The 13968-nt window shown below is 60.6% G+C and carries 7 protein-coding genes and 1 tRNA gene; 2 read left to right on the top strand and 6 right to left on the bottom strand.

Features of this window, described 5'->3' with window-relative positions; all coding sequences use genetic code 11:
- Positions 1–1250 (bottom strand): hypothetical protein (locus tag F4Y00_04410; GenBank protein ID MYE04196.1); only part of this gene is annotated, 1250 nt, incomplete at its 3' end.
- Positions 1251–1260: 10 nt separating this feature from the next.
- On the bottom strand, positions 1261–8382 hold the full coding sequence (locus F4Y00_04405) for a hypothetical protein (protein ID MYE04195.1): 7122 nt from the start codon (positions 8380–8382) through the stop codon (positions 1261–1263).
- Positions 8383–8726: 344 nt separating this feature from the next.
- Between F4Y00_04405 and F4Y00_04400 the strand changes: the two genes are divergently transcribed.
- Together F4Y00_04400 and F4Y00_04395 are read left to right on the top strand one after the other, a co-directional pair.
- The gene (locus F4Y00_04400) at positions 8727–10019 is read left to right on the top strand and encodes a fuconate dehydratase (GenBank protein ID MYE04194.1); all 1293 of its coding nucleotides are present in this window, start codon (positions 8727–8729) and stop codon (positions 10017–10019) included.
- Positions 10020–10045: 26 nt separating this feature from the next.
- Positions 10046–10121 (top strand) — tRNA-Ala (locus tag F4Y00_04395).
- 79 nt (positions 10122–10200) lie between these two features.
- Here the strand turns inward: F4Y00_04395 and F4Y00_04390 are convergent.
- From F4Y00_04390 to F4Y00_04375, 4 genes are read right to left on the bottom strand one after another with little or no spacing between them, the layout of a single operon-like run.
- On the bottom strand, positions 10201–10644 hold the full coding sequence (locus F4Y00_04390) for a DUF393 domain-containing protein (GenBank protein MYE04193.1): 444 nt from the start codon (positions 10642–10644) through the stop codon (positions 10201–10203).
- 10 nt (positions 10645–10654) lie between these two features.
- Positions 10655–11560, bottom strand: coding sequence for a fumarylacetoacetate hydrolase family protein (locus F4Y00_04385; protein MYE04192.1), 906 nt, complete (start codon positions 11558–11560; stop codon positions 10655–10657).
- Positions 11561–11591: 31 nt separating this feature from the next.
- Positions 11592–12377 (bottom strand): SDR family oxidoreductase, encoded by a 786-nt coding sequence (locus tag F4Y00_04380; GenBank protein MYE04191.1) that lies wholly within the window; start codon positions 12375–12377, stop codon positions 11592–11594.
- 42 nt (positions 12378–12419) lie between these two features.
- Entirely contained in the window at positions 12420–13817 is a 1398-nt protein-coding gene (locus F4Y00_04375; GenBank protein ID MYE04190.1) for a sulfatase, read from the bottom strand.
- Between the last annotated feature and the right edge of the window lie 151 nt (positions 13818–13968).

The following is a 13968-nucleotide window of genomic DNA, read 5'->3' as shown; positions in this document are numbered from 1 at the left end:
GCCGTCATCGTCACCGTGTATTCGTAGTCCTTATCCGCTCCGCCCGACTCATCTATATCGTCCGGTACGGAAAATGTCGGTTTCAGAACGGTCGTACTGCTTAGCTCGCTCGTACCCGACGTACTGCCGCGAGCCGTCCACGCGTACGTAGCACCGGAAGGCTCATCCGTCACCGAACAGTCCAGCGTGAAATCAGCCGCGGCTTCGTATATCTCGGCATCATTGCACGTGATGCCAGGGGCACTTCCCTTGTTCGCCAGCGCCAAACCGGCTGCTGCAGCCTGTGTCGCTCCCTCCGTATCAGCGACCCTCACCGTTACCCTCCGCCGCGCCGTGCGGGGCGCGGCCGAAGCCGACGACGTCATGCTTGCAATGTAATGGTACTCCTTGCCCGCACTGCCGGGCGGCGCCGTAAACAAGGGAGAGGACTGCTCCGTCGCAGCAAGAGGCTCTGTACTCGTGCCCCATAAACCTTCCCACTCCCATAGCACCGCCGCTTCGTCCTCGTAGTCCATGCGGAAAGACAGCGGGTCCACCCCCTCGCAATCGAGCGTGACCGTATCGCCCTCTTCCACCACCACCTCCAACGGACAATACACGCTCGGACGGCTGCTCGATACGTACACCTCCACCTCCTCATGTGACGACAAACCCGTCACGCGGGAAGTAGCTGTCAACCGGTACCGGTAACGAAACGTCGTTTCCCCCGAACGGAACGACTCCAGCGTCTCGTACGCCGGCGCCTCCGGAGCGATCACAAACGGATGAGGACTGTCCTCCGGGACTAAACGAGGATTGTCCAGATAGTCCCGTGTCGTACTGCCTACAGGCTCCCAGAAATAATCAAGGTATTCCTCCCCCGAAGCATCCCATGCGTGACACTCGACTTGTCCCGTCTCCAACTCCTCCAGAAACACCGCCACCGGACATTCGAGGCGAGGAGGCGCCGCAAACCCAGGTGACGGACGATCCGAAACGCCGGGTGCTTCCGGATCGAACCCTAAAGGATCCGGCTCCTTCTCCCGCGGCACGCAACTTTCACCAAACTTGTCAGGAACCGTAAAAGGATCGCACTCCTCTTGCACAACGGGCGCCCTGACCGATTCCTCCGCAACACCGCCCTTTTGCGGAAAACCCTCTTCCCGAATCACCTGAGCGTGCACCGAAGATGCGAAGAGCAGCCCCGAAAAGGCAAACGCCGACAGAATATACCGCACCAGACGCATCCGGCTGTGCCCCGCATGCTTCATGAGCAACCCCTCACGGTTTCCGGACAAGCGTTGCCGGGGGCCCTGTGCGGGCTTTGTCTCCCGCATCGCCTATGTCTCTACGCGGCGCATTCCACTCAACCGATGTCGGCAAAGGCGCCCGGCCCGATCCACGGGGCTCAAAACGCAAAAACACAGACCTTTCTTCCGGCATGCGATCCAACGGGATACGTACGCGGCTGCGCGTATGCACCAGCGTCTCGCGTCGGCCCAACTCACGACCGTCCCCGTCGTAGGCCACCACCTCGCCTACAAACGGATGATCCAGCGTCTCCAACAGGAACGTCGCCGACATCGTACCCACATACGAGATCGATAGCAGCCGAGCCCTAAGCTGCGAGGCCCCTTCTCCAGGTACGTACACTCCAGGAACACGCATCGTCACACGGGCCGTGCGGTCCCCTGTAACCTCCTCGGGCATTTGATCCAGATCTGCGTACTGACGTGGAACGGACACAACGTCGAAGAACGCCGCGTAGCCCTGCTCGGCCATCGCCGCATGCGCTTCCTCTTCGACCCCGTAACGAATAAGGCCCTTCTCGCCGGGCATCAGCACCAGCATCCCCGGATGGATGTCCACCACGGACGACAAATCGCCAAGACGAGATGCCGACACATCCTCTACCACTATCTCCCGCCCATTCTCCGTCGCCTCCGTATGCCCGAAACGGGCCGACACGGATACCTCCAGTGGAACGAGCGACGGATTCGAAAGCTCGAACACCCCGTGGGGCTTCTCCTCGGTCAAAAACGCCACATCGGGGTAGATGCTCAGGTTCTGTTCCTCGGTCAAGCCCGCAGGAAGCTCGCGCGATGTGCTGAAGCGCACCCCGCCCGGACCTATCGTGATCACACGCTGTGCGGGAACGACCGTCACCGACACCTCCACCGAGAACGTCTCCTCGCGCTCGCCCGAACGCAGAATGAGGTCCATATTCCCCGCATACTGCCCCGAAGGCGCGCCCGTAAGGTCCAGTTCGCCGCCGAAACGAAGCAGCCGGCAGTCGTCCTCCGATAGCGCCACCTCCGTATACAGACCCCCTACCGTCTGAGATGAGAGCTGCTCGCACGAGGCTGCAAGGGACCAACCGGGCGTAAGCACGAGCGAAGATGGCTCGACAGCATCCCGACGTTTGAGCACGACCGGGGAGACCAGCTCAATGGAGAGGTTCATCTCTCCGTTCTCATCAAGGGGTTCGCTACCATCCGGCGCAAGCGTCATGCGGCCCCTGTGGTAGGGACCTGATATGTAGGTCGATATCCGATCGGTCATCGGATCGAGCGACACTTCGGTGTCCGCCGACTGCACGCCGAAATCCAGAGACGACGCGCTTATCGTTACGCCAAGAGACAGCAATTCCGCCACGGGCACAGGCACCACCTCTATGAAGAACGCAATCTGCACTGCCTGCGCTTTGGCGTCGACAACCTGCCAGGTGTATTCAGACCGGGAACTTATCTCCAAAGGCGTCCCGGAGATCGTCCGCGTCGGATCGTCAAATTCAAGTCCCGGAGGCAAGACCGGCGCGAGCGTATAGGTATACGGGAGCCAACCGCCTGTGGCTTCCGGAAGAAGAATATCCGCAATGGCCTCGCCTACCGTAAAGATGAATACCCGACCGTCTATCGAATCGTCCGTGAAAGCAAGCGGTGGAATGTCAAGCACGGTCACGGTCACCTCTGCCATCGCATCCACGGCATTCTCCGCTGAGACCGTCAGCAGGTACTCGTATTCCGTCGTCGCATCCAGATCCTCCGGCACGTAGAAGGTCGGCGAAGCAATGTCCGTTGCGCTAAGCAAGGCCGTGCCCTGCGTATCGCCCCGACCCGTCCAGGCATATGTGTACTGAGGATTGTCTCCCGGAGCGCCCGAGGCCGAGCAATCGAACGCAAGGTCTTCCGAGCCCTCGTATACCGAGCCGGGATCCGCGCATACCACCGCAAGTGCAGGCTTGTTCAGCACCGTCACCGACACCTCCCTTGCGTCGGAAATCGCATTTTCCGCCGAGACTGTCAGCAGATACTCGTATGTCGTCGTTTCGTCGAGATCATCGGGGACGTAGAAGGTCGGCGAAGCAATGTCCGTCGCACTGAGCAGCGACGTATCCTGCGTATCGCCCGACGGCGTCCAGATGTACGTGTACCCGGAGGGTGAACGTGTGCCCGAAGCCGAACAATCCATCTCGAAGTCCTCCGATCCTTCGTATACGGAACGGTGTTCCACGCACGTCAGGGTCAGCACTTCCCTGTTCAAAACCGTCACCGTGACCTCCGCCGAACCGTCATCCGAATTCTCCGCCGAGACCGTCAGCAGGTACTCGTAGGTAGTGGTCCCGGGCAAGTCATCCGGCACAAGGAATGTGGGAGTAAGAGAATTCACATCCGAAAGCAGGTCCGTGTTCACCGTACTGCCGCGCGCCGTCCATGCGTATTCGTAGGAAAAACCCTCCGGAGCGCCCAAAGCCGAGCAGTCCAGTTCAAAGTCTGCCGAGCCCTCATAGACCGAAGGCGGATCCACGCATGCCACGTGTATCTCACCCTCTTTAAGCACCGTCACCGTCACCTCCGCCGAACCGTCATCCACCCTATCCGCACTGACCGTCAAAAGGTACTCGTACGTCGTTATCTCATCCACCTCCGCCGGTACTGCAAACGTCGGTGTGGGGCCGTCCGTGCCGTCTATCAAAAGATCCGTGTTCGGCGTCGAGCCCCGCGCCGCCCAGACATACGTGTATTCGGAACCCTCCGGAGCACCCGACGCCTCGCAACCCAGATCGAAGTTCTCCGAGCCCGCAAATACCAAAGGCGGATCCGCACATACCACGCTTAAGGCGCCGTAGTCGAGCACTGTCACCGTCACCGCCGCCGAACCGTCATCCGAATTCTCCGCACTGACCGTCAAAAGGTACTCGTACCTCGTCGTCTCGTCCAGCCTATCCGGCACACGGAAGGTCGGGGTAAGGAGCGTCACATCCGAGAGCAGGTTCGTGTTCGCCGTACTGCCCCGCGCCGTCCAGATGTACTCGTAGCCGGTGGAGCCCTCAGGCGCACCCGAAGCCGTGCAGTCCAGCGCGAAGTCCGCCGAACCTTCGTACACTGAAAGGGGAGATACGCAGTCGATATCCAGCGTAGCGCGGTTGAGCACCGTCACCGAAACCGGCGCCGTCGCGTCTCGCACCCCCTGCGCGCTCGCCGTCAACAGGTACTCGTATGTCGTCGTTTCGGTTATACTGTCAGGCACCCGGAACGTCGGTGAAGCAATGTTCACGTTGCTGAGCAGCGATGTGCCCTGCGTCTCGCCTCTGGCCGTCCACGCGTACGTATAGTCGGTATTCCCCGTACCCCCTGAAACCGAGCAGTCCAGAGCGAAATCTTCCGCCCCCTCGTACACCAGGGGAGGCGATTCGCAAATGAGGGCAATGGATCCGAGTTTAAGCACCCTCACCGTTACCCCGGCCGCGGCGTCTATCGCATTCTCGGCCGATACCGTAAGCGTGTACTCGTACGTTTCTTCCGCGGGCACGCTCGCCGGCACGTCGAACGTCGGATCCTCAACCGTCGTACTGCTCAACCTGTCCGTGTTCGGCGTATTGCCGCGCGACGTCCAGGCGTATTGGATGGTGGAACCCGGAGGTTCCCCCGACGCCGTGCAATCCAGAGCGAAGTCCGGCGCACCCTCAAACACCGGAGCAGGCGTTGCGCATGCCACATTCAGCGGTTTCTTGTCAAGCACCGTCACGGTCACGTCGGCGGCGCCGTCCTCCGCATTGTCCGCCGTGACGGTCAGCGTGTACTCGTAGGTCTCGTCGCCGGCCACATCAGCCGGCACATCGAACGTCGGATTCCTGACGGTCGCACTGCTCAACCTGCCCGGGACCACGGTACCGCTCCGTCCCGTCCACACGTAGTTGTAGGTAGCACCCGAAGGCCCGCCCGAAGCCGAACAGTTCAGCGTAATGTCGGCCGCCCCCTCGTACACCTCGGGGGAAGAATCCGTGCACGTGACCGTTATCGGGAGCTTGTTCAGCACCGTCACCGTCACGTTGGCTGTCTCATCATGCACACCCTGCGCAGAGACGGTCAGCGTGTACGCATAGGTCTTGTCGCTGTCCACATTGTCCGGCACATAGAATGTCGGCGAAGCCACATCCTTGTTACTCAAAAGCGACAGGTCCAATGCATTCCCCGCCGTCCATTCGTAGTCGGGTGTGGTACCCTGAGGCACACCCGTAGCCGAGCAGTTCAGCGTAATGTCGGCCGCCCCCTCATACACCTCGGGGGAATGATCTGTGCACGTGACCGTTATCTCCGCCTTGTTCCGCACCGTCACCGTAACATCCGCCGAATCAGGTTCTGCATTGTCGGCGCTTACCTTCAGCCTGTATTCGTACGTCTCGTCGCTGTCCACATTGTCCGGCACCCTGAACGTCGGATCCTCAATGGTCGTGCTGTTCAATCTACCCGGGACCACAGTACTGCCGCGTCCCGTCCATTCGTATTCATAGTCGGAACCCACCGGAGCATTCGAGGCCGTGCAGTCCAGATCGAAGTCCGGATCCCCCTCGTACACCGGAGGGGGAGACGTACACACCAGTCCCAACGACGGCTTGTTCAGCACCGTCACCGTAACGTCCGCCGAACCGTCCCTCGCATTTCCCAGCGATGCGGTCACCGTGTACTCGTACGTCTGGTCGCTATCCACTTCCTCCGGCACAGAGAACACGGGGGTCGATCTGTTTCCCCTGTGCTGTGACGGGTTCAGAAGATCCGTGTTGGTTGTACTGCCACGCGGCGTCCACACGAAATTATAGTTTCCCCCGGCGACGCCCTGACCCTCACAATCCAACTGAATAGTGCCTGCCCCCTCAAATACCCGATAGGACGATGGGGAGCAGAAAACAGAGAGTCGGGTTCTGCGCCGCACACGCACTGCCACTTCAGACCCTCCCCTATCGACGCCGCTCACCATTGCCCTTACTGTGTATCTGTATTGCTCGCCCCCCAAGGGCACATCAGCCGGCGGGGTGAACGTTGGGTTGACCCGGCCGGTATTCGTCAGATGGGTTGTGGGGCTCCACTGCCAGGTAACGCCGCTCAGCGTCCCCTTATCCGTACAGTCGAGCGTAAAGGCAGGATCTCCTTCATACACGGCGTACTCCGCAGGGCAGTCCACCGGATCGAGATTCTCTACCGTAACACGAAAACTTGTCGCATCGTAATTAATCGGGTTCCGGGGCTCGGACGGCCTGGTTACATAAACACTAATGTTGTACTGTATGTCACGCGGCACATCGTCGGGGGGTATGAACTCTGAAGTCTGTTGATTCCTATTGGTCAACAGCGACGAAAGATTTCCCGACGCAGGCGGGACGGAGGAGTGCCATCTGTACTCATAGGGCCCCCCGTCCAAAGAGGTTATGCCCCCTTCGCAGGTCGTAAGCTCCTCGTTACTGCCACCTTCGTCGACGTCGATTTCATAGTAAGGCTGAAGTTTCGAGGTGTCGGTGATCCAGCAGATGATCTGGCTTTCTTCCAGCGTGATCGTAACGGTTCCCGTAACGTCATCATCCAGATCCGGGGCCGACAGCGTGACTGTGAAAGTGAAATCCTGCGTTTGCTGATTCTTGTTGTTCGTCGTGATGTCCCAAACGTTCAACGTCGTTTGGAGCGCGTCCGTCCTGGTCAACCTATTCGCCTGCGTACCTTCCCAGAGATAGGTGGGGTCATCCGGCTCGTCCGTCACCGAACACACGAAGTCATAGGTATAAGGCGTCCCGAAATAAGGGACTACATCAGGCAACGTTTTGTCTTCGCAGTCGATGGAAGGAGCCCTTCCCCTGTTCGCCAGCGCCACAGCGTCCCCGGCGGCCTGCGCACCCTCCCTGCCTTCGACCACCCGGATCGTCACCCTTCTTCTCGCCGTCCGCGGCGCGCCCGAAGCCGACGTCGTCATGCTCGCAATGTAATGGTATTCCTTGCCTACGCTGCCGGGCGGCGCCGTAAACAAGGGAGAGGACAACTCCGTCGCGGCAAGAGGCGCCGTGCTCGTGCCCCAAAGACCCTCCCATTCCCACAGTACCGACGCGGCGTCCTCATCGTAGTCCATGCGAAGCGATAGCGGATCCACCCCCTCGCAATTGAGCGGAACCGTCTCGCCCTCTTCCACCACAACCTCCAGCGGACAGTACACGCTCGGACGGCTGCTCGATACGAATACCTCCACCTCCGAGGACGAGGAAAGACCCGTCACGTGGGAGGCCGCCGTCAAACGGTAGCGATAACGAAACGTGGTCTCCCCCGAACGGAACGATTCCAGCGTCTCGTACACGGGCGCCTCCGGAGCAATCACCGACGGCGTCGGACTGTCCTCGGGAATCAACCGGGGATTGTCCAGATAGTCCCGCGTGGTGCTGCCCACGGGCTCCCATGCGTATTCCAGATACTCTTCTCCCGATGCGTCCGATACGAGGCACTCGATGGCGCCCGTCTCCAATTCGTCCAGAAACACCGCCGCAGGGCACTCCAGGCGGGGAGGCGACTGACTATCGAGTCCGCCTTCCCGATCAGGCAGGCCGGACACTTCCGGAAAAAGAAAGCCCCCTTCCGACTCCGGGCCATATCCGAAAGGCTCCGGCTCCCTCTCCCACGGCACGCAACCTTGCCCGGGCTCGTCAGGAATCGCCAAAGGGTCACATTCATCCTGCAAGCCGGGTGTTCCAACCGTTTCTCCCGAAGCGCCCTGTACCGTGACCGTCACCGTCGCGGTCCGGTACACGCCCGAAGCCATCGCCGTCAACCGGTATGTATATTCCCTGCCTCCCGATACAGGGGCCGTAAAGAATGGCGCCTGCGACTGCGCATCGCTCAAAAGACGAAGATCATCGCCAGAGACCGCCTCCCAACGGTAGTGAACGACCTCTTCGGATATGCCCTCCGCAGCACACGAAAACGGAATGGATGCACCCGCCCGGGCAACAAGGCGAAGCGGACAGGACAACGAAAAAGAGTCCCCGGAGATATTCTGACCCTTGACGGGAAATCCCCCTTCCTCAATGACCTGAGCCTGCGCCGACGACATGCAGACAAGCAATGCGACGGCAAGGACACACGCCATGCGGACACCTGGGGTCGTATAGCGACCAGCAAGCCCCAAACGCATGCCCCATTTCTTCACTGTGTTTACCCTTCCACCCCACCAAGCACAAGCGCCGTGCATGAGAGAGAAATGCACCTGATAAGTTCTTGAAGCACAGGTACAGGTACAGTAGCAATGAAGGTATGCACCCTCTGCGGTCTGTACGCCTCCATGATACATGAAAAACACATACATATCAATGTTTTCTTCACTAATCCTTCACTTATCCTGTGTCCATTCGCTCATTGCAAAAATTGAGGGAACCGAAGCCCGGAATCGCCCATATCGTACCCCTCGCAAACAGCACATTCCCCTCTTGCTCCATGCGCATTACCCATGTAGAAGCCCGGGATATCCGGTTTCCCACCTCACGGATGCTGGACGGATCGGATGCGGTGAATGTCGATCCCGATTACTCCGCCGCATACGTTACCCTCCAAACCGATCAGGACGGTCTCGAAGGCAACGGCCTTGCGTTCACCTGCGGGCGCGGGACGGAGATCGTGGTCGCGATGATCCGGGCCTTTGCCCCGCTTGTCGAAGGGCTGACGCTCGACGAAATCCGCGAAGACATGCTGGGATTCTGGCGGCGCCTGACGTCAGACAGCCAGATGCGGTGGCTGGGACCGGAAAAGGGAGTGATCCACCTTGCCACGGCGGCCATTTCCAATGCCGTATGGGACCTGATGGCCCGCTGCGACGAAAAACCGCTGTGGCGGTATCTGCTGGATATGCCTGTGGAAACGCTGGTGGCGTGTATCGAATTCCGGTACGTCACCGACCTGATTACGCCGGAGGAAGCAACGGATATGCTGCGGGCGCTCGAGCCTTCCCGCGCCGCCCGGCTCGACGACTTGCAAAAGAACGGCTACCCCGCCTATACGACCAGCGCCGGATGGCTGGGTTACTCCGACGAAAAGCTCCGCAATTTATGCCGCGAAGGCGTTGCCCAGGGGTGGACCCGCTTCAAACAGAAGGTCGGCGCAAATATCGAGGACGACCGGCGGCGGGCGCGCATCATCCGGGAAGAGATCGGGAAAGACGGCATCCTTATGATGGATGCGAACCAGTACTGGGATGTGGACGAGGCGATTCGCCATATGAACCGCTTGCGTGAGTTCGATCCGTACTGGATCGAGGAGCCCACCAGCCCGGACGACGTGCTGGGCCATGCCGCCATCGCCCGGGCGCTGCGTCCCATTCGCGTGGCGACCGGCGAACACGCCCAGAACCGCGTCCTGTTCAAGCAATTCCTGCAGGCGGACGCTATCGGCGTGTGTCAGATCGACGCCTGCCGTCTGGGCGGCGTGAACGAGGTGCTGGCCGTGCTGCTCATGGCTGCAAAATGCGGCGTCCCGGTGTGCCCCCATGCCGGAGGGGTCGGCCTGTGCGAGTACGTACAGCACCTGTCCATCTTCGATTACGTCGCGGTGAGCGGAAACCTGGAGCACCGCGTGCTGGAATATGTGGATCACCTGCACGAGCATTTTGTCCATCCCGTCACGATCAGGGACGGAAACTATGTCGTGCCGGAAGCCCCCGGCTACAGCATCGAAATGCATCCGGCTTCGCTCGACCGGTACGAGTATCCGGGAGGAGCGGCCTGGAAACAATAGTTGCCCGCTGCCGTATTGCCGATGCCGGGGCCATAGCTCAGTTGGTAGAGCGCTACAATGGCATTGTAGAGGTCAGGGGTTCGATTCCCCTTGGCTCCACCATTCCGCCGGGACAAACAGGCAAAATAAGCGCGCGTACCGTATCCGCGACCTTGCAGCACAGCACATCCCGGTTTCCCGGTCACGCGTCATCCACACCCGGTTCTTCTTCCGTGTCCAGAAAGCGAGCGGCAAAGTCGGGCGGAGAGGCAGGGCACGCATCGCTTCGACCGAACCAGCGATAGCGGTTACGGGCAAAAGAACGATAGGCCGCGTCCCGCAGCGGCCGGGGAATAATCTGTGCGAGAACCAGCAGGGACCAGGGAAAACGCAGGTGCCGGGCGATGCGGAGGTTGGCGGTAGAATCGGTATGGACGCCTTCTTCGTCCACAAACACCAGGCTGTCGGGAAGCGCTTCAAAATCGATTCCGGGGTCGGCCAAGGCGATAATGCGGCGGGCCGCCCGGGATTGGAGGCTTGCAAAATGAAGCCGCTTGTGCTTTTCCCGCGATGCGGTCCAGCGAACGGTGGCGTTGCAGAAGTTGCACTCGCCGTCAAACAGGATAACAGGGCCGGGATCGTCCATAGGATCGGTATCAGGAAGGCGGTTGCGCCGCTTCCGGATTCCACGGTCTGCCGACAGGCGCCCAGGGCGGCGCCGCTTCCTGCCGCATTGCTCCCAGTCGCTCGATTTCCAGATCCACCACATAGCCCACCCGCAGATATCTCGGGGGCGTCATGCCCAGCCCGACTCCCTCCGGCGTACCGGTGGAAAGAATATCTCCCGGAAGCAGCGTCATGAAACGGCTCACGTAGCTTACGAGGAAAGGAACGGAAAAGATCATATCCGCCGTCGAACTGCGCTGCATCTCCTCTCCGTTGACCGCAAGCCGCATATCCAGATCGTGTACATCCGCAATCTCGTCCGGGGTGACGAGTGCCGGGCCGAGCGGAGAAAAGGTGTCGCAACTCTTGCCCTTCACCCACTGCCCGCCCCGCTCGATCTGGTATGCCCGCTCGGAAACGTCGTTCATAATCGAATACCCCGCTACGTACTCCAGCGCCTCGCTTTCCGCTACATACTTCGCCCGGCGTCCGATGATCACGGCCAGTTCGACTTCCCAGTCGGTTTTTCTCGAACCGCGCGGCAGGATAATGGGATCGAACGGCCCGCTGAGCGACGAACTCGCCTTCATGAACAATACCGGTTCATCCGGCACGGCCATCTTCGATTCCTGCGCATGCTTGTGGTAATTCAGTCCGATGCAGATAATCTTGCTCGGACGGGCTACCGGCGGCGCAAGACGCACGCTTTCATCGACGCGCGGCGCATCGGCGGCCTTGCCCTTCTCCAGCCATGTGCGCAGCCGGGCAATGCCATCCCCGGCGAAGAATGCTTCGTCGTAGTCGTAGGCTACGCCGGAGGCGTCCACGCGCGTTCCGTCCGGGAGCAGGAGGCCCGGCTTTTCGGCGCCGAGCGAACCGAATCGAATAAGTCGCATCGGTTAATGGATTCGTGTCGATAATTGCAGATCACGGGCGAAGCAGGATCGTCCCCCCGTCTATGGGAAAAAGCGCCCCGGTAATGAATGCCGAAGCATCCGAGCACAGGTACAGCACCAGTTCCGCCACTTCTTCCGGCGTGCCCATCCTTCCGATGGGCTGCGCGGCCGCCAGCCGGTCATACATTTCCTGCTCGCTGCCCGGATAGTTTTTCGCAAGGTACCCGTCCACGAACGGGGTGTGAATGCGGGCAGGAGCAATGGCGTTGCAGCGTATGCCCTCCTGCAGATAGTCGCAGGCCACGGAAAGGGTCATGGTCAGCACGGCGCCCTTGCTCATCGAATAGGCAAAGCGATCCGGGATGCCGATGGTGGACACCGTCGAGGCCATGTTCACGATAGCCCCGCCCCGCCCGCACATGCCCTGCACTGCGGCCTGGAGGCAATGGTACACGCCCTTCACGTTGACCCGGTAGACCCGGTCGAAATCCTCTTCGGCAGTCGTCGCCACCGTGCCGACATGGGACACGCCGGCATTGTTGAACAGCACATCTACAGGGGCCAGATCCGCAGCGATAGCCCGGAAGGTTTCGCGCACGGCCTCCCCGTCGGACACATCGCAGGCATAGAAAGCCGCAGACGACCCCAGGTCGGCGGCCAGCGCCCCGCCCGCTTCCTCGTTCACATCCAGGAGGACCACGCAGGCGCCTTCCCGCACAAACAACTCCGCCGTGGCTTTGCCGATGCCTGAAGCCGCGCCGGTCACCACCGCCGTACGATCCGCAAGCCGCCCGCCGGGGCGATTCGCCTCCCGCATATCCGAAGCGAGCTTATTCATATCTCGTTCAGGACACTCTGATTATTCCTCGATGCGGGCGTCAAGCTGGATCGGCCAGGGGTCCAGTCCGGCCCGATGCTCCGCCACACGCGCAGCAATCTCCTCCAGCACCTCCGGGTGCTCCGCGGACACATCGAACCGCTCGGACGGATCGTGTTCCAGATGATTCAGTATCGGTGTGTCGTGCGACACAGGACTGTCCCCGATGTAGGCCCGCTGCGTGATGAAGTGCGCTTTCCAGGGCCCCACCCGCGCGGCGAAAATGCGCGTGCCCCGGTAGTACAGGATCATGTCGTGGGCATCCTCGTCACTTCCCCGGAGGATATTCCCAATATCCATCCCGTCGATCGTGCGGTCGTCCGGAACCGGCACGCCCGCCATGCCCAGCACTGTGGGAAACACATCCATCGCCGTCACGAGCGCCGAATTCACCGCTCCTGCCGGGACCGTGCCGGGCCACCATGCAAGCGCAGGCGACCGCATGCCTCCCTCGTAAGTGGTGCCCTTGCCGTCCCGCAAAAGCCCCGCCGAACCGCCGTGCGTGCGAAAAATCAGCCAGGGACCGTTGTCGCTCGTAAAGAAAACGAGCGTGTTCTCCGCAATGCCCTTTTCCTCGAGCGCCTGCATGACCTGTCCTACGCTCCAGTCGATCTCTTCGATCACGTCCCCGTAGAGTCCCGCCTTGCTATGACCGGCAAACGCGGCGCTGCGGAAAAGCGGCGTGTGCGGCATGCTGTGCGCCAGATACAGGAAGAACGGCTCCCCGGCATGATTGCGGATAAAGGCCACCGCCTCCTGCGCATACCGCCGGGTTATCGTTTCCTGATCGACCGGCCGCTCGATAACTTCCGTATCGCGCAGCAGCGGCACGTTCCAGTATTCGGATTTGGGCTCCCAGAATATTTCCTGCCATTCGCCGCCTACCACGCGATCCATGTCGTTGGAATAGGGAATCCCGTAGTAGGAATCGAAGCCGTGGTTTGTGGGCAGAAACGGTTCGAGATGGCCGAGATGCCACTTCCCCACTATGCCTGTAGCATACCCGGCCTCCTTGAGCGCTTCCGCAATCGTAATTTCGCGCGCCGGCAGGCCCAGTTTGGAATCCGGAAAAAACACCCGGCGCTGATCGCTGACCATCCCGCTCCGGATCGGCAGACGGCCCGTCAGCAGCGCAGCCCGGCTCGGCGTGCATACCGAAGCGCCCACATAGAACTGGGTGAATTTCATCCCTTCCGCCGCCATGCGGTCCAGATGGGGCGTGCGGATCGTCGGGTGTCCGTACACACCGATATCGCCGTAGCCGAGGTCGTCCGCAAAGATGAGCACCACATTCGGGGGACGGTCGTCCTGCGCCGCCGCCGGACGCCCGGCGAACATCGTCAGACCTGCGAAAAGCGCTGCACACACCAGGCAGCGCATGGAAAGAAAATGGGATCGAAATGCGAAAAACGCCGGATAACGGATGGCGCCACGCCTCGGAGCAAACATGGAATCGTCAGGGGGATTGTTTCAGGAAAAGTCTGAACGGAAGAATATGCCTCCGCTCTGTAAAATACATGCGGGACAAACG

This window comes from Bacteroidetes bacterium SB0662_bin_6, from assembly GCA_009839485.1.
Taxonomy (GTDB): Bacteria; Bacteroidota; Rhodothermia; order Rhodothermales; family VXPQ01; genus VXPQ01.
This window is presented reverse-complemented; position numbering and strand designations above follow the sequence as displayed.

Excerpts from the sequence above, each read along its gene's own strand:
- F4Y00_04385 (MYE04192.1), bottom strand. The coding sequence starts at position 11,560 with ATGCGACTTATTCGATTCGGTTCGCTCGGCGCCGAAAAGCCGGGCCTC.
- F4Y00_04400 (MYE04194.1), top strand. The coding sequence starts at position 8,727 with ATGCGCATTACCCATGTAGAAGCCCGGGATATCCGGTTTCCCACCTCA.
- F4Y00_04405 (MYE04195.1), bottom strand. The coding sequence starts at position 8,382 with ATGGCGTGTGTCCTTGCCGTCGCATTGCTTGTCTGCATGTCGTCGGCG.
- F4Y00_04375 (MYE04190.1), bottom strand. The coding sequence starts at position 13,817 with ATGCGCTGCCTGGTGTGTGCAGCGCTTTTCGCAGGTCTGACGATGTTC.
- F4Y00_04390 (MYE04193.1), bottom strand. The coding sequence starts at position 10,644 with ATGGACGATCCCGGCCCTGTTATCCTGTTTGACGGCGAGTGCAACTTC.
- F4Y00_04380 (MYE04191.1), bottom strand. The coding sequence starts at position 12,377 with ATGCGGGAGGCGAATCGCCCCGGCGGGCGGCTTGCGGATCGTACGGCG.